Origin of the sequence: Edaphobacter aggregans DSM 19364 (genome assembly GCF_000745965.1) — a bacterium.
Lineage (GTDB): Bacteria > Acidobacteriota > Terriglobia > Terriglobales > Acidobacteriaceae > Edaphobacter > Edaphobacter aggregans.
The window spans coordinates 73,274-88,392 of record NZ_JQKI01000013.1; the positions used below are offsets into that span (position 1 = coordinate 73,274).

At 60.5% G+C, this 15,119-nt stretch carries 16 protein-coding genes; 8 read left to right on the plus strand and 8 right to left on the minus strand.

The genetic code is table 11. The annotated features are described in order from the left end of the window. Nucleotides 1-175 precede the first annotated feature (175 nt). Nucleotides 176-664, minus strand: a complete 489-nt coding sequence (locus Q363_RS06130) for a hypothetical protein (RefSeq protein WP_035348677.1) — start codon at nucleotides 662-664, stop codon at nucleotides 176-178. 123 nt (nucleotides 665-787) lie between these two features. Beyond that, nucleotides 788-1,762 (minus strand): MBL fold metallo-hydrolase, encoded by a 975-nt coding sequence (locus tag Q363_RS06135; protein ID WP_035348678.1) that lies wholly within the window; start codon nucleotides 1,760-1,762, stop codon nucleotides 788-790. A 328-nt stretch (nucleotides 1,763-2,090) separates the two neighbouring features. Here Q363_RS06135 and Q363_RS06140 point away from each other — a divergent pair, with 328 nt between their 5' ends. After that, nucleotides 2,091-2,720, plus strand: a complete 630-nt coding sequence (locus Q363_RS06140) for a PEP-CTERM sorting domain-containing protein (RefSeq protein ID WP_035348679.1) — start codon at nucleotides 2,091-2,093, stop codon at nucleotides 2,718-2,720. An 86-nt stretch (nucleotides 2,721-2,806) separates the two neighbouring features. Here Q363_RS06140 and Q363_RS06145 read toward each other — a convergent pair whose 3' ends face one another. The 3 genes from Q363_RS06145 to Q363_RS06155 form a co-directional block, all read right to left on the minus strand. Continuing rightward, nucleotides 2,807-3,055 carry a hypothetical protein gene (locus Q363_RS06145; protein WP_035348680.1) on the minus strand — a complete coding sequence of 83 codons (249 nt, stop codon included), beginning with the start codon at nucleotides 3,053-3,055 and terminating at the stop codon, nucleotides 2,807-2,809. Between the two features lie 55 nt (nucleotides 3,056-3,110). Next, on the minus strand, nucleotides 3,111-3,569 hold the full coding sequence (locus Q363_RS06150; RefSeq protein ID WP_035348681.1) for a MaoC family dehydratase: 459 nt from the start codon (nucleotides 3,567-3,569) through the stop codon (nucleotides 3,111-3,113). Between the two features lie 618 nt (nucleotides 3,570-4,187). Then, nucleotides 4,188-5,042 carry a 3-hydroxybutyryl-CoA dehydrogenase gene (locus Q363_RS06155; RefSeq protein ID WP_035348814.1) on the minus strand — a complete coding sequence of 285 codons (855 nt, stop codon included), beginning with the start codon at nucleotides 5,040-5,042 and terminating at the stop codon, nucleotides 4,188-4,190. 60 nt (nucleotides 5,043-5,102) lie between these two features. Here Q363_RS06155 and Q363_RS40205 point away from each other — a divergent pair, with 60 nt between their 5' ends. Further along, nucleotides 5,103-5,552: a hypothetical protein gene (locus Q363_RS40205; protein ID WP_157466572.1), complete on the plus strand. Its 450-nt coding sequence runs from the start codon at nucleotides 5,103-5,105 to the stop codon at nucleotides 5,550-5,552. Between the two features lie 15 nt (nucleotides 5,553-5,567). On the opposite strand, the gene Q363_RS06160 is transcribed toward Q363_RS40205, so the two are convergent. Further along, nucleotides 5,568-6,398, minus strand: coding sequence for a PP2C family protein-serine/threonine phosphatase (locus Q363_RS06160; RefSeq protein WP_035348816.1), 831 nt, complete (start codon nucleotides 6,396-6,398; stop codon nucleotides 5,568-5,570). Nucleotides 6,399-6,489: 91 nt separating this feature from the next. Here Q363_RS06160 and Q363_RS06165 point away from each other — a divergent pair, with 91 nt between their 5' ends. After that, nucleotides 6,490-7,344 carry a DNA-methyltransferase gene (locus Q363_RS06165; RefSeq protein WP_035348682.1) on the plus strand — a complete coding sequence of 285 codons (855 nt, stop codon included), beginning with the start codon at nucleotides 6,490-6,492 and terminating at the stop codon, nucleotides 7,342-7,344. Between the two features lie 12 nt (nucleotides 7,345-7,356). Here the strand turns inward: Q363_RS06165 and Q363_RS06170 are convergent, their stop codons facing one another. Next, nucleotides 7,357-8,268, minus strand: coding sequence for a metallophosphoesterase family protein (locus tag Q363_RS06170; protein ID WP_035348685.1), 912 nt, complete (start codon nucleotides 8,266-8,268; stop codon nucleotides 7,357-7,359). A 102-nt stretch (nucleotides 8,269-8,370) separates the two neighbouring features. Here Q363_RS06170 and Q363_RS06175 point away from each other — a divergent pair, with 102 nt between their 5' ends. From Q363_RS06175 to Q363_RS06200, 5 genes are all read left to right on the plus strand, one after another. Then, nucleotides 8,371-8,844: a vitamin K epoxide reductase family protein gene (locus tag Q363_RS06175; protein ID WP_035348686.1), complete on the plus strand. Its 474-nt coding sequence runs from the start codon at nucleotides 8,371-8,373 to the stop codon at nucleotides 8,842-8,844. A 1-nt stretch (nucleotide 8,845) separates the two neighbouring features. Then, nucleotides 8,846-9,226, plus strand: coding sequence for a hypothetical protein (locus tag Q363_RS06180; protein ID WP_035348688.1), 381 nt, complete (start codon nucleotides 8,846-8,848; stop codon nucleotides 9,224-9,226). 233 nt (nucleotides 9,227-9,459) lie between these two features. Continuing rightward, the gene (gene mqnC, locus Q363_RS06185; RefSeq protein ID WP_035348690.1) at nucleotides 9,460-10,506 is read left to right on the plus strand and encodes a cyclic dehypoxanthinyl futalosine synthase; all 1,047 of its coding nucleotides are present in this window, start codon (nucleotides 9,460-9,462) and stop codon (nucleotides 10,504-10,506) included. Nucleotides 10,507-10,592: 86 nt separating this feature from the next. Then, nucleotides 10,593-12,224, plus strand: a complete 1,632-nt coding sequence (locus Q363_RS06190; RefSeq protein WP_035348691.1) for a cellulose synthase family protein — start codon at nucleotides 10,593-10,595, stop codon at nucleotides 12,222-12,224. 442 nt (nucleotides 12,225-12,666) lie between these two features. Beyond that, entirely contained in the window at nucleotides 12,667-14,031 is a 1,365-nt protein-coding gene (locus Q363_RS06200; protein ID WP_035348694.1) for a M24 family metallopeptidase, read from the plus strand. Nucleotides 14,032-14,100: 69 nt separating this feature from the next. Here Q363_RS06200 and Q363_RS35775 read toward each other — a convergent pair whose 3' ends face one another. Next, nucleotides 14,101-15,078, minus strand: coding sequence for an outer membrane beta-barrel protein (locus Q363_RS35775; protein WP_051978447.1), 978 nt, complete (start codon nucleotides 15,076-15,078; stop codon nucleotides 14,101-14,103). Nucleotides 15,079-15,119: the final 41 nt, after the last annotated feature.

Here is a 15,119-nt window from a genome sequence, read left to right on the forward strand (position 1 = left end):
TCTCTTGTCTAAGCTATCAAATCAGGGAGTAGGGAATAGGGAGTAGGGAGTAGAGAGAGAAAGGCGCCGAAGATGAGAAGAAGAAGCAAAGGACACTCTACAAAATCGTGAAGGAAGGCCGATGGCCTTCCTTCATCTTTCTATTCCCTGTTCCCTACTTTCCAATTCCCTGCCGCTAAGCTGCTTTGGTGAAGCGGTCGCGGACCTGAGCTGGGATGCGTTGCTGCACGATCTCGCCGAGGAAGCCGGGAAGCGGCGTAGCGATGGCGACCAGAACCCAGAGCAGTGTTGAGAGGACAAGTCCGGTGACGGCGACAGCCTCAAGCGATATGGCAACGGCGTGAGCCTGGTACAGGTGCACTTGCACCCTGCCGATGTGCGAGATCAGCTCGACCCGGTGGATGATGACGGCCGCCAGAAGGAAGGCGACGATGGAGAGTGTGCTGATGGAGATCAGGAGGACATCGATGGTGCGGGCGATGTGCTGGCGCTTGCGGCAGTGGGCGCACTCCGTCAGGTGCTGCTCGTAGTCTGTGCGCATGGCCGGCGAGAGTCCCGAGATGTCATAACGCCAACCCGAGAGAATGTCTCCGACTACCTGATCGGTACAGGAGGCGGAACGTTCGCGGCGGTTGGCAAAAGGTCCTAACGCTGCTGTTTTCATTGCTCTATCAGACTTCATTCTACTGGTTTTGATAGCACTGCGGAAGGAAAAGATTCCTTTTGGTGGAAGCTCAGAAGGTAACTCGGAGCCATTCGCCGGAGTATGCTACTCAGCTGGCTAGACTTAGAGGCAGATCGGCTCCAGTGGCGCCGATTGTTCGGCGAGAAGGATTCGGTTGCCGAGGAGAGTCGGATGGCTGGAAAGGGCCTGTTCGGCGGCGAGGCGGGCGAGTTCGGGAACGTTGTTCGACTCCGACAGATGTCCGAGGACGATGTAGGAGGCTGCGCCGTCGTAGTCGCGCTCGAGGAACTCGGCGGTGGCGAGATTGGAGAGATGGCCGACGCGGGAGAGTACACGCTGCTTCACGCTCCAGGGATATGGTCCATCCTTGAGCATCTCGAGGTCGTGATTGGACTCGAGCAGGAGGACGTCGATGCGTTTGAGCGCCGCCTTGACGTTCGGCGGCATGTAACCGAGGTCCGTTGCGAGCGCCATGCGGGCGCCTTCGGCGGAGAAGACGAAGCCGCAGGGATCGGCGGCGTCATGTGGGATGGTGAACGGCGTGACACTGATGTCGCCGATCGAGAACGAACAGCCGGAGCGGAAGTACTCGACCGCGGGAAGGAACGTCGGATCGGGCTTCGCGCGCGCGGGCTCTGGTTCGGGCTCGTCGGGATCCTCGGCTGCCTGCTCGGCTGAGCCGGAAGACTCGACGGCGGCGGACATGCTGTCGCAGATTCCGGGCTCGGGCTCGCTGTCGCGGGCCTCTTTTTCGCGCTGGACGTGATCGAGCCATTGCGCGTAGGACATCGTTGTGCGCGGGGTGAGCATGCGGACCCAGGCGCGATGCGTGGGCTCGGTGAAGTAGACCGGTATGCCGAGCTTGCGGGCGAGGACACCGAGACCGGCGACGTGATCCTGGTGCTCGTGGGTGATGAGGATGGCGTCGAGGGCTCGAGGGTCTTCACCAGCGAGGTTCATGCGCCGGAGAAGCTCGCGGCAGGAGAGTCCGGCGTCGACCAGCACGCGCGTGGTGGAAGAGGAGATGACAGTGCTGTTTCCTTTGGAGCCGGAGGCGAGCACGGTCATGCGCATCATTCCCTTACGATACGCCGGACTGCTGTGGAGATAAGGACAGGAGGTGCTTGCGATGGTTCTGGGTAACAAAGGAAAGGGAAATGATTTTCCCTCGGGCATCGCAAATTCCGGTCACACCATGGGCCATTGTCGGTGCGGAAAGCCCGAATTGTCGGCTAAGTTATTGATTTTTATAGATATTTTTTATTCTGTCCTCTCAGCTGGAATGGTCTCGTATGTGCTTTCCCTTTGGCATAGTCCAAGTGAAGCGATAGGTTCGCGCCCCAAGTGACGCGCTCACTTAATCTCTGTGATTTGGGCATTTTCAATCGGAAGGGTTGTGCACATAATGAAACGGGCTATTCTCCTTGGTTCTCTCGCAGTGATTCTGGGCCTTGCTTCCTCTTCGGCCTCCGCAGACACGATTTTCACACTCACACAAAATGGATGTTCCGGCGGATGCGGCGCTGGACCATTTGGCACCATTACGCTCTCGCAGACGGGAGCCAACGTCAACGTGACCCTAGCTCTGGCATCTGCCAACAATGAGCGTTTCGCCGGCACTGGCGCTGGCGATGCTCTGGAGTTCAACGTATTGAATGCCGTGACTGGGGACATCACAAATATTAGTTCGGGTTTTGCTCTCGGACCGTCGCCGGACAGCGCTTCTACCTTCGGAAGCTTCCTGTTCTCGGTAGAATGCACAACCTGCCAAGGCGGCCAGAGCGGCAATTCGCATGGCCCTCTGTCCTTCACGGTGCAGAATGCATTGATCTCGGATTTTGTTGCGAATGCTGGTGGCTATTACTTCGCCTCCGACATCGCTGTCACCCTCGACAAGTCAACCAATACAGGCAACGTGGCAGCTATCGGGCCTGGAACCACGCCGCCTTCGGTTCCGGAGCCGTCGACGCTGATGCTGTTTGGCACTGGCGTGACCGCTCTCGGTGGCCTGATTCGCCGCCGGTTTGCAGCCTGAACGAGTTTGTTGGATACAGGAGCCAACGATAGCCCTGAAGAGCCTGGGCCTTCCTTACCGGAAGGTTCGGGCTTTTCGTATTGCCGTCAGGGCAGCGGGAGCGGTGGAGGCGGTGCGACGTTGACGATGTCGGCGAGCAGGATGGAGTGCGTCGCTCCCTGTCGGGGGAGGAAGCCTGTACCTGCGGGATCGACCTCGACACAGAAGAGGTCGGGGGTTTCGCCCTCGTCGACGACGATGATGATCTGGACGAGAAGACGCTGGCCATGCGCGGTCTCGAGAACGACGACCTGGTCGAGACTCGATTTAAGGAAGGCTAGCTGGTCTTCTTTCATGATTCCACCGCGTGTTTCATGGTTCAACCGCGTGTGTGATCGTTCGACCGGTTCATCATGCAACCGGATGACGGAGCGGGGCGAGGAAGTTGACGGTGGAGCGAAGGACGACCTCGTCGCGCTGGTTGAGGGCAAGGGTGCGGGTGCGGACGACGCCGTAGTCCTTGCGCGAGTTGGACTGGCGGACGCCGACGACTTCGATTTCGGTGCGGATGGTGTCGCCGGGACGGACGGGGTGGGTCCAGCGCATCTCCTCTACGCCGGCGCCGATCATGCCTCCGGCGACGGTGATGGACTGGACTCGCAACCGCATGACGATGGCGGCGGTGAGCCAGCCTGAGGCGGCGAGACCTTTGAAGAAGGAACCTTCGCCTGCGGCCTCGTCGAGGTGAAAGGGCTGGGGATCGTACTTCTGCCCGAACTCCTTGATCTCTTCGGCGGTTACCTTGGCGCTGCCGACCGAGTTCATCTTCTGGCCGACGTAGAAGTCTTCAAAGTATAGCTCTTGGGGCATCTGGCGGTTCCCTCATGTTTTTGGTTACGACGCTTCAGTGTATCGGGTTTACGACGATCCTGGGGTACCCCTCCCCCATTGTCGAGCTATGTTTCCTGTTTTCAGCAATATACTCGTTTTGAACAGGATAAAATATTCCATTGAAAGGGTTTAACTGTAAAAATATAGAAAACAAATGAGTTAGCTTCACGCAGGAGAGGCCCGGAGTGGTCCCGAGCCTTTGCTTCTTCGATCCTTAGTTCTATTTTAGCGGGTTTGAAGGAATTGATCGGCACCTCTTACTTGTGGGGTAAGTTGCATATTTCAAATGGTTTGCGGGGGATTTTGGGAATGTGGGGGCTTGACACGCGATTTTGCTGGGTTTTTGGTAATTCATGCGTGCTCGAGGCGAGGTCGAAGGGGGAGAGTGTCCGGGCTAAAGCCCGGACCTACCTCAGAGGCAACGGCAAAAAGCGAAAATGCTGAGATTCTTCCCCTTCGGCTCGCTTCGCTGACTCAGGGTCAGAATGACGGCATAGACAACGGCAGCAGCAACGGCAAGAACAACAGCAAAAGCAAATGCGGGGGTTCTTCGCTTCGCTCAGAATGACGGGCGATGGTGGTGGAAACGAGACCGTGCTAGGCGTAGGTGTAGAAGCCGCGGCCGGATTTGCGGCCTAGCCAGCCGGCGTCGACCATGCGGATGAGGAGGGGGCAGGGGCGGTACTTAGGGTCGCCGATGCCTTGTTCGAGGACGCGCATGATGTCGAGGCAGACGTCGAGGCCGATGAAATCAGCCAGGGTGAGGGGGCCCATGGGGTGGGCCATGCCGAGTTGGAAGACCTTGTCGACGGCCTCGGGGGTGGCGACGCCTTCCATGACGGCGTAGATGGCCTCGTTGATGAGAGGCATGAGGACGCGGTTGGAGACGAAGCCGGCGGCGTCGTTGACCTCGACGGGGGTCTTGCCGAGCTGGAGGGCGAGGGCGTGGACGGCGTCGAAGGTGGGCTGCGAGGTCTGGAGGCCGCGGATGATCTCGACGAGCTGCATGACGGGGACGGGGTTGAAGAAGTGCATGCCGATGACCTGGGTGGGGCGACGGGTCTGGGCGGCGAGTTTGGTGATTGAGATGGAGCTGGTGTTGGTGGCGAGAATGACCTCGGGGCGGAGGATGTGGTCGAGGTTGCGGAAGAGGGCTGATTTTATTTCGAGGCGCTCGGTGGCGGCCTCGATGGCGAGGTCGGCGGCTGCGAGGTGGCTGATGTTGGTGTGGGGGGCGATGCGGGAGTGGGCCTCGTCGGCCTGTTGCTGGGTGAGTTTTTCTTTGGCTACCTCGCGGACGAGGTTTTTGTGGATGGTGGCGAGGGCGCGGTCGAGCGCGGGCTGATCGATGTCGTAGAGGAGGACGTGGAGGCCGGAGCGGGCTGCGACGTGGGCGATGCCGTTGCCCATGGTTCCGGCGCCGAGGACAGCGATGGTTTGGATCGGAGGCATGGGGCGAAGTTTAGCAGGTGGCGTGTTTGAGGAAGACAACCCCAGGGGCTGAAGCCCCTTTTGTTGGCGCGAGAGAGTGTCCGGGCTAAAGCCCGCACCTACCTCAGAGGCAAAAGCAACGACAAAGGCAACGGCAAAGGCAACGGCAACGGCGAAGGCGAAGGCAAAAGCAAAGGCAAAGGCAAAGGCAAAAGCAAAGGCAAAGGCAAAGGCAAAAGCATAAGGCAAGAGCAAAAGCAACGGCAAAGGCAAAGGCAAAGGCAAAGGCAAAGGCAAAGGCAAAGGCAAAGGCAAAAGCAAAAGCAAAAGCAAAAGCAACGGCAAAGGCAAAAGCAACGGCAAAGGCAAAAGCAACGGCAAAGGCAAAAGCAAAAGCAAAATGCAGGTCCTTCGACTCCGCTGCGCTTCGCTCAGGATGACAATTTCTGTGGAGGGGCCTGCACCTGTGCATGCGAGTGCCTCAGTGTGGAGGCGCGTGCATCTGTGATGATGCATGCTCTCAATCCATGAGCGTTGCGGGTGGGACTATGCGGTGGCGAGGGCTACGAGGAGGACGGTGATGTTGTCGGCGCCGCCGCGTGCGTTGGCGGCCTCGACGAGCTTCTTGCAGGCGGTGTGGAGGCTGGCTTCGGAGACGGGAGAGGCGGCCTGGTAGAGGATGGCGGTGATCTCGGCGTCGCTGAGCTCGCGGGTGAGGCCATCGGAGGCGAGGAGGTAGAGGTCGCCGGGGCGGGGGCGGTAGCCGTGGATCTCGGGGTCGACGGTGGCCTGGGAGCCGACGGCGCGGGTGATGAGGTTGCGCATGGGGGATTCGGCGGCCTGGGCGGCGGTGATCTGGCCGGCGCGGAGCTGCTCTTCGACGAGGGAGTGGTCACAGGTGAGTTGCTTGAAGTTGCCGCGGCGCAGGAGGTAGCCGCGGCTGTCGCCGACGTGGACGAGCCAGAGGGTGGGCGGGTCAGTAGAGCGCGCGTTGGGATGGTTGCGCGCGGTGGGCTTGGGGCTTTCGTCTTCGGCGCGGGTGGGGATGGGCGCGTGGAGGAGGCCGACGAGGGTGGTTCCCATGCCGGAGAGCTGAGGCGTGTTCCGGGCCTGCTGGTAGACGGCGGTGTTGGCGGCCTGGACGGCGGCGTTGATGCGCGACTGGATGCGCGCGGGCGGGGCTCCGTCGGGAGCGAGCTGGGCGAGGAATGTCTCGGCGGCGAGATGGCTGGCGACTTCGCCGCCGGCGGCTCCGCCCATGCCGTCGCAGACGACGAAGACACCGGAGACGGGAGAGGCAGCGCAGGCGTCCTGGTTGTTGCGGCGAACGCGCCCGCGATCGGACAACATTGCGTAGATGATCTTATTGGCTGCCACGAACGAAAATTTGATACGCAGAAAACGATACACGCAAGTCGGTCGAAGGCAAAGGCTGAGTTAGTGTTAGGAGGGACGAAAGGAATGTGGGATGGACCGGGGTGGTAACCGCATCGTGCTGGCGGACAATCTGAAGGCGCTCGGGGAGATGGAGAGCGGGTCGGTGGAGCTGATCTACGTCGATCCGCCGTTCAATACGGGCCGGGAGCAGCACAGGCCACAGATGAAGACGGTGCGGGACGAGGCCGGGGATCGCGTGGGCTTTGGCGGGAGGCGCTACCGGACGGAGAGGGTGACGGGCGAGAGAGCCGGGGCGGGATACGGGGATCGCTTCGACGACTTCATTGGATTTATGCGGCCGCGGATGGAGGAGGCGTATCGCGTGCTGTCGGCGGCGGGGTCGCTGTTCTTCCACATCGACTACCGCGAGGTGCACTACGCGAAGGTGATGCTGGACGAAGTGTTCAGCAGGGACGGCGTGTGCGGGCGGGAGTGCTTTCAGAACGAGATCATCTGGGCGTACGACTATGGCGCCCGGTCGAAGAAGAAGTGGCCGGCGAAGCACGACAACATTCTTTGGTACACGAAGGACCCGAGGCGCTACACGTTCAATTTGGAGGAGTGCGACCGGATTCCTTATATGGCTCCGGGGCTGGTGGGCGAGGAGAAGGCGGCTCGGGGGAAGACTCCGACGGATGTGTGGTGGCACACGATCGTTTCGCCTACGGGGAAGGAAAAGACTGGCTATGCGACGCAGAAGCCGTTGGGGGTGCTGGAGCGGATTGTGAAGGTGCACTCGAACGCGGGGGAGACGGTGCTGGATTTTTTTGCGGGGAGCGGGACGGCGGGCGAAGCAGCGGCGAAGAATGGCCGCAGGTTTGTGATGGTTGACGAGAATCCGGAGGCGGTGAAGGTGATGCGGCGAAGGCTGGCGAGGTATCTGTAATGGCTGCGTAGTTTACGAAGCTACGGCCTTGAAACCGTAGGTCTCGTAGTGGGTGGTCATTCTGCCGTTGGCTACGTTGACTATGGTGAAGCCCTCGGGGGTTCCCATGCGGATTCCCTTCCACCAGTTGCCGCAGATGGCTCCGCTGGTGATGTAGTTGACCCCTTTGTAGTCGACGTTCTCGTTGATGTGGGTGTGGCCCTGGAGGACTCCGATTACGTTGTGGCCTTCAAAGAGGGCGAGGACCTCGTTGGCGTTGGCGACGGTGAGGGAGTGGTGCGCGGAGAGGCTGGCCGACTCGGGGACGTAGGAGGCGAAGGCCGAGACGAGGGGGATGTGGACGGAGACGATGATGGGGGTTGATTTGGGGAGCGCGGCGAGGTCGGCGGCGAGCCACTTGAGCTGCTCGGCATCGATGCGGCCTTCGTAGGCGCGGTCGTCGGTGACGCCGATGGAGTCGAGGACGGCGAAGTGATGGCCCTTGTGGTCGAAGGAGTAGAAGCGCTTGCCGAAGCGGTCTTCGAAGAGTTTTTTGCCGTACTGGGGGTCGGTGGGCGGGATGCCGCTGGCGGGGTAGATGCCGAGGACGTCGTGGTTGCCGATGGTGTGGTAGACCTTCAGGCCGAGGTCCTGCTCGGTCTTGTCGTAGAGGTCGAAGAGGGCGAGGGCGCGCTGCTTGGGGACGCCGAGGGCGTCGAAGACGTGGTCCCCGCCCTGGATGGCGAAGTCGGCCTTGAAGGTGCGGGCCTTTTTGTAGGCCATGCTGGTGCCGATGGCGGCGTTGAGCTCGGGCTGAATGTGAGCGTCGGTGACGAAGAGGAAGGAGAAGGGCTCGGGTGTGGCGGCGAAGAGGGAGCGCGGGGCGGCCGCGGCGAGGCTGGTGGCTCCGAGGAGGGTGAGGAAGTCGCGGCGTGTGGTGTTCACGAGGACATTTTAGCTCCCGGTTAGCTCCGATATGTGACGGCGGGAAGAATGCGGAAAGGGCGTGGAGGCGGGGCATCGCAGACGCGTCGTAGAATCAAAGCGATGAAATATCTGGTGGCTCTGCTGGCTGTGGTGGGGATCGTGGTCTCGTCGATGGCGCTGCATGTGCATTACATGGACCCGGCGAAGGCTCCTCCTTGCGCGGTGACGGAGAAGTTCGACTGCGGGACGGTGAATCACAGCCGGTTCGCGGTGTTTCCTCCGCGGACGTTCGATGAGGACCCGAAGGGCGGAGTGCATGTTCCGATTGCAGCGGTGGGGATCGCGGGTTATGCGCTGATTGCGGTGCTGGCGCTGGCGGGGTGGTGGTGGCTGGCGTTCCAGGCCTCGCTAGTCGCGTTCATGTTTGCTTGCTTTCTGAGTTACCTTGAGGCCTACGTGCTGGAGAAGTGGTGCATTTATTGCCTGTGGTCGCAGGGGATCATCACGATGATTTTGCTGGTGACGGGCTGCGTGCTGGCGGCGCAGAGGATGCGGACGCGAAAGCTGGCGACGGTGGAAAGGCAGGCTCTTTGATATGTGGCCGAGGGTTCTGATGCAGCTGGTGGAGTTGTTACCGCATGTGGCGCGGCTGGTGCCGATCGCCGACAGGTACTTTGCCTCGAAGCAGGCGGGCGAGCGGGCCAACCAGGCGGCGCTGGCGGCGATGGCCGAGGGTGTGCAGGCGGACCTGGGGCAGGTGACGAAGGCGCACGCGGGGCTGTATCGCAAGATGCAGGAGCAGGAGGCGCAGATCGCCGAGATGCGCGATGAGGTTCGGCAGGCGCGGACGGCGATGGAGCAGCGCGTGGAGACGCTGGAGCGCAGGCTGGCGGCGGCGAGCCGATGGATCAAAGTTGGGGTAAGTTTGAACGTGGTGCTGTTGCTCATCATTGTGGGTTTGCTGCTTAGGAAGTAGTGGGCTGGCTGTTGCGGGTTCATTGGCTGCGCGGAGAAAACGCAGGTCCTTCGACTGCGCGGCTGCGCCGCTTCGCTCAGGATGACAATTCTGGTGGTGAGACCTTTGGGATGACAATTCTGGTGCCGGGGCCTTTGGGATGACAATTCTCGTGGTGGGGCCTACGAAATGACAATTCTCGTGGTGGGGCGGAGGAATATGTTGCTGCGGCCTGCCAGCGGTAGAATGGGGTTATGGGAATCAGCCGCGAACAAGCGCTCGACTGCTTTAGAAGCGACGACCTGATCGGGATTGGCATGGAGGCCGATGCGGTGCGGCGGCGACTGCATCCGGAGGGCGTGGTCAGCTACATCATCGACCGCAACATCAACTACACGAACTTCTGCACGGAGTATTGCACCTTCTGCGCGTTCTATCGGCCGCTGAAGGGCAAGCTGGCGAGCGAGGGGTACATCCTCGACTTCGAGACGATCTACGAGAAGATTCGCGAGACCGAGGAGATGGGCGGCACGGGCGTGCTGATGCAGGGCGGCCTGCATCCTGATTTGAAGATCGACTGGTTCGAGCGGCTGTTTCGCGGGATCAAGGAGAGGTTCCCGAATATCTGGCTGCACTGCCTGAGCGCGAGCGAGATTCTGGCGATCGCGGAGTACTCGGAGCTGAGCCTGAGGGACACGATCATGCGGCTGCGCGATGCGGGCTTGCAGTCGATTCCCGGAGGCGGCGCGGAGATTCTGGACGATGACGTTCGGCATAAGATTGCGCGGCTGAAGTGCAAGACTGCGGACTGGGTGAGCGTGCATCGCACGGCGCATGAGCTGGGGATGCGGACGACCGCGACGATGATGTTCGGCGTGGGCGAAACGTTTGAGCAGAGGGTGAATCACTTCGACGTGGTGCGGCGGCTGCAGGAGGAGACGGGCGGATTCACGGCGTTTATCCCGTGGACTTTTCAGCCGAACAATACCGCTCTGGGCGGGCGCGGATGGGATGAGGCCACGTCGGTCGAGTATCTGAAGACGCTGGCGATCTCGCGAATGTATCTCGACAATATTGAGAATGTGCAGTCGAGCTGGGTGACGCAGGGGCTGAAGGTGCTTCAGATGGGCCTGCGGTTCGGCGGCAATGATGTGGGCTCGGTGATGCTGGAAGAGAACGTTGTGAAGGCTGCGGGCACCTCGAACTGCACGACCGAGGAGGAGCTGCGGCGTGTGATTCGGGATGCGGGCTTCAGGCCGGTGCAGCGGGATACTTTGTACCGGACGATGTTTTTGAATTAGGTAGAATCGCTTCGAACGACGTTCAGCCCTCGCTGGAGCCCCAACTGTTTTCTCTCATTCCATCTCTGCTTTCCTCCGTGACGTCGATGCTCGCGCTGCTGATGGCCCCGCGCGGACTCTCGCATTATTGGAAGTCGCACTATCTGGACCAGACGTTCAAGGGGCTGTATCGGTGGAACTCGTTCGATACGGCGCTGCTGATTCCCTACTTCCTCGTGATGGTGATTCTGGCGTTCTACGGCATCCACCGGTATCAACTGGTGTGGCTGTACTACAAGAACAGGAAAAATGCGGCGAAGTGGAATGAGCCTCCGGCGCAGTTTGAGGAAGACAAGCTGCCGTTTGTGACGGTCCAGCTTCCGATCTACAACGAGCAGTTTGTGATCGACCGGTTGATCGATGCGTGCTGCCGGCTGGATTATCCGCGGGACCGGTTCGAGATCCAGGTGCTGGACGATTCGACCGATGAGACGACCGAGGTTGCGGCGCAGATCGTCGAGCGGTATGCGCGCGGATTTGCGGGAATGGAGCCGCAACCGATCACGTACATCCACCGTACGAATCGGCATGGATTCAAGGCGGGCGCGCTGGATGCGGGGCTGAAGTCGGCGAAGGGCGAGTTCGTGGCGATCTTCGATGCGGACTTCGTTCCTCCGCGCGAGTGGGTGATGCAGGTGATTCATCACTTCGCGGAGCCTGAGGTTGGCATGGTGCAGACGCGGTGGACGCACCTGAACCGCGACTACAGCTTTCTGACGCAGGTGGAGGCGATTCTGCTGGACGGCCACTTTGTGCTGGAGCACGGCGGCCGCTCGCGCGCAGGAGTGTTCTTCAACTTCAACGGCACGGCGGGGATGTGGCGGCGCGAGACGATCGGAAGCGCGGGTGGATGGCAGCACGACACGCTGACCGAAGACACGGATTTGAGCTATCGCGCGCAGATGGTGGGCTGGAGGTTCAAGTACCTGCAGGATGTGGAGTGCCCGGCTGAGCTGCCGATCGAGATGACGGCGTTCAAGACGCAGCAGGCGCGGTGGGCGAAGGGGCTGATTCAGACAGGAAAGAAGATTCTTCCGCGGGTGATGAAGAGCGACCGGCCGTGGCACACGAAGCTGGAGGCGTGGTATCACCTGACGGCGAACCTCAGCTATCCGCTGATGATTGTGCTGAGCGTGCTGCTGATGCCGGCGATGATTATCCGCAGCTGGCAGGGGTGGCTGCAGATGCTGCTGATCGACCTGCCGCTGTTTATGGCGAGCACGATGTCGATCTCGAGCTTCTACCTGGTGAGCCAGAAGGAGCTGTTTCCGAAGAACTGGTTCAAGACGTTTCTGTACCTGCCGTTCCTGATGGCCCTGGGTGTTGGGCTGACGATCACGAATGCGAAGGCCGTGATGGAGGCGCTGTTTGGGGTGCAGTCGGCGTTCGCGCGCACGCCGAAGTATCGCGTGGCAAAGAAGGGCGAGAAGAGCCAGGCAAAGAAGTATCGCAAGCGGCTGGGAATTATTCCTTGGATTGAACTGGCGATCGGCTGCTTCTTTGCGCTGACGGTCTGGTACGCGTTTATCACGGAGAACTACTTCACTGTTCCGTTCCTCGTGCTCTTCGTCTTCGGCTATTGGTACACGGGCCTGCTAAGCCTGCTGCAGGGGCGGTTCGAGCGGTTTGGGGCGGCCGGGCAGGAGTTCCACGAGAAGCCGTATCCGATGGGAATATAGACATGGATTTGCAGGCTCTGGCTGATCAACATCCTTTGAAGTTTGTCATTGGTTTTGTCGCATACTTTTGTACGCTTTGGCTGGTAGTCAGCTTTGTACTGAGTTTCGTTTCGGGATGGCACCGCCTCCATGCTTCATTTCCAGCGTCTGATAGACCGCTCGCGAAGAGGTCTTTGACGAGCGGGACCTTTCGTTACATTGTGGGATATCACAATGTGCTCTGGCTCAGTAGCAACCGGGAAGGATTGTACCTAGGGATATTGTTTCTATTCCGCTTCGGACACCCTCCCCTCTTTATTCCATGGTCTGAGATTGAAGTACGCCCCGAAAAGAGGTTTTTGGTTTTCCGTATGCGTACACTCATTCTCGGAAGAGAAGACCGGGTTCGACTGACGCTGAAGGGAAAGTTTGTAGCAAAACTTCTGAACAACCGAGAATCGTTATGAAGCTTCGCTGTGTTCTTGCGCTTGTATTTCTTTGCACCCCGATTACCTTGTGTGCACTCGATTCTGTCCCCAAGGCGGAGTACCGCCAGCGGCGCGTTGCCCTGGCCGGCAAGCTGGAGGGTGGGGTTGCCGTGTTGTTTGCGGCCGAGGAGCCGGTGTTGGACTTCATGCCGTACCGGCAGGATGAGGACTTCTACTATCTGACGGGGTGGAACGAGCCGGGGGCTGCGCTGGTAATCATTGGGCCGGGTCCGGAGAGGACGACGCGGCTGGGCGATGTGGTTCCCGCGCATGGGTACAGCGAGATTCTCTTTCTGCCGGCGCGCGACCTGATCACCGAGAAGTACACAGGTGCGAAGTTGGACGCGGCTTCCCCAGGTGCTGCGGAGAAGATTGGGGTGGATGCCGTGATGCCGATCACTTCTCTGCCCGAGGTGATGACGAAGTTCGTGGGCGAGGACCGGAGGCGTGGGCAGACGATCTGGTCGCAGCTGGATAGCCAGCAGTCGAAGGCGGCGGTGGACTTCTCGGCGGCGGCGCTGGGGATTGGCGCGGGACTGCAGGCGCACGATGTGCGCACGCTGACGATGGCGCTGCGCACGGTGAAGAGTCCGGCAGAGATCGAGCTGATCCGCAAGGCGACGAACGCTTCGATGGCGTCGCAGCTGGCGGGGATGCGGGCGATCAAGCCGGGCGTGCGCGAGCGGATGGTTGCTGGCGTTGAGATTGCGAAGATGATGCAGGAGGGATGCGAGCGGCCGAGCTATGCGCCGATCGTGGGTTCGGGCGAGAACTCGACGACGCTGCACTACTCGGAGAATTCGGCGACGATGAAGGCCGGGGGCGTGGTGGTGATCGACGAGGCGGGCGAGTACAGCATGTATGCGTCGGACATTACGCGCACGATGCCTGTCGACGGTCACTTTACGGCGCGGCAGAAGGAGATCTACGACATTGTGCTGGGTGCGCAGCGGGCGGCGTCGGCGGCGTTTGTCGCGGGCAAGATGAGGCTGGGCGGCGTCACGCAACGCGGGCCTGAGGTGAAGGACACGCTGGACAAGGTTGCGTTCGACTACATCAACACGCACGGCAAGGACCTGCACGGCGAGCCGCTGGGCAAGTACTTCGTGCATGGGCTGGGGCACTCGGTGGGGATCAACGTGCATGACCCGATGGATTACTCGAAGCCGCTGGACAAAGGGATGGTGTTCACGATCGAGCCGGGCATCTACATTCCGGAGGAAGGCATCGGCGTGCGCATCGAGGACGTCTTCTACGTGGACGCGGACGGCAAGCTGGTGGATCTGGTCGCCGATCTTCCGCATGAGGCGAGTGGCGTTGAGGCTGCGATGAAGCAGTAAGTCTGTGTTCCATGCAGACAGAAAGGCCCGGCGATTTTTGCCGGGCCTTTGCTTTCGCTGATGTGATCTCTACCAACGGATGCCGACGGTAACCGGGAAGAATCCGGTGCGCTTGTTGTTCTCCGGGTAGAGGCCGTTGATCGAGTTCGTGCTCTGCGAGTTGTCGACCCACTCGTACCGGGCCTCGGCGTAGAGCTTCTCGGAGGCGAAGCGCGAGAAGCGGTAGGTGAAGCCGATGCCGCCGCTCAGGCCGCCTGCGTTGTTGGAGTAGTGATCGAAGGTCTGGTTCTGGGTGAAGACGTAGCAGAAGCCGAAGAAGTCGCAGTAGACGCCGGTCTGGGGCAGGGTAAAGTTCGTGATCTTGCGGTAGAAGCCGCCGCCGCCGATGACATACGCGCCCTTCGTGTCGGACTGGTAGAAGGTGTACATCGGGTTGAGCGTAATGGACCAGATGTGCGCATTGCCGTCGAGGCCTTGGAAGCTGACGGGGTTTCCGTTCTGATCGACGACGCCGAGGGAGTTGTAGCGGGCGAACTGGCGGTCGAGGTTGCCGCCGGTAAGGCCGAACTTGTCGTAGTCGTACTGGAGCAGCACGCCGAACTTCTTGTTGAAGTTGTAGCCGCCGGCGGCCTGGAACTTCCAGCTCAGGTCGAGTTCCTTGCCGGAGGAGCCGGTCGGCGAGACGAATCCGCCGCCGGCAGCGAAGGTGTACTTATTCGAGCCGTCGGGATGGTGCCATTTGTCGCTGTAGTTGGGGCGGCGGCTGTAGGGGCGGCGCGGCGGGGGCTGCTCTGCGCCGGTACGAAGGTCGAAGTCCTCAGCCGATGCCGTCTCGTCGGCGCCAACGCTTGAGCTGTAGCTGAGGTTTTCGGGCTTCGTGAGATCTACGGGAGCCATCAGGAGAGCCTTGAGATTGATTGCCTTTCCCGGTTGCGCCGAGGAGGAATCCTGTGCGTGAAGAGAGAGCGTGGCAGCAGCGCCGAGGAGAGTAATGGCCGCAGTACGAACCAGCGCCGCAGTGAGACTATTCCTTTTGATCAAGTGCATCCGTGTGACTCCCTGTGATCGGTACTTCCTGAAGATCAGTA

Coding starts and splice junctions, on each gene's coding strand:
- Q363_RS06135 (WP_035348678.1), bottom strand. CDS start 1,762: ATGATGCGCATGACCGTGCTCGCCTCCGGCTCCAAAGGAAACAGCACT.
- Q363_RS06145 (WP_035348680.1), bottom strand. CDS start 3,055: ATGAAAGAAGACCAGCTAGCCTTCCTTAAATCGAGTCTCGACCAGGTC.
- Q363_RS35775 (WP_051978447.1), bottom strand. CDS start 15,078: ATGCACTTGATCAAAAGGAATAGTCTCACTGCGGCGCTGGTTCGTACT.
- Q363_RS06165 (WP_035348682.1), top strand. CDS start 6,490: ATGGACCGGGGTGGTAACCGCATCGTGCTGGCGGACAATCTGAAGGCG.
- Q363_RS06155 (WP_035348814.1), bottom strand. CDS start 5,042: ATGCCTCCGATCCAAACCATCGCTGTCCTCGGCGCCGGAACCATGGGC.
- Q363_RS06180 (WP_035348688.1), top strand. CDS start 8,846: ATGTGGCCGAGGGTTCTGATGCAGCTGGTGGAGTTGTTACCGCATGTG.
- Q363_RS06200 (WP_035348694.1), top strand. CDS start 12,667: ATGAAGCTTCGCTGTGTTCTTGCGCTTGTATTTCTTTGCACCCCGATT.
- mqnC (WP_035348690.1), top strand. CDS start 9,460: ATGGGAATCAGCCGCGAACAAGCGCTCGACTGCTTTAGAAGCGACGAC.
- Q363_RS06140 (WP_035348679.1), top strand. CDS start 2,091: ATGAAACGGGCTATTCTCCTTGGTTCTCTCGCAGTGATTCTGGGCCTT.
- Q363_RS06190 (WP_035348691.1), top strand. CDS start 10,593: ATGCTCGCGCTGCTGATGGCCCCGCGCGGACTCTCGCATTATTGGAAG.
- Q363_RS06130 (WP_035348677.1), bottom strand. CDS start 664: ATGAAAACAGCAGCGTTAGGACCTTTTGCCAACCGCCGCGAACGTTCC.
- Q363_RS06150 (WP_035348681.1), bottom strand. CDS start 3,569: ATGCCCCAAGAGCTATACTTTGAAGACTTCTACGTCGGCCAGAAGATG.
- Q363_RS06175 (WP_035348686.1), top strand. CDS start 8,371: ATGAAATATCTGGTGGCTCTGCTGGCTGTGGTGGGGATCGTGGTCTCG.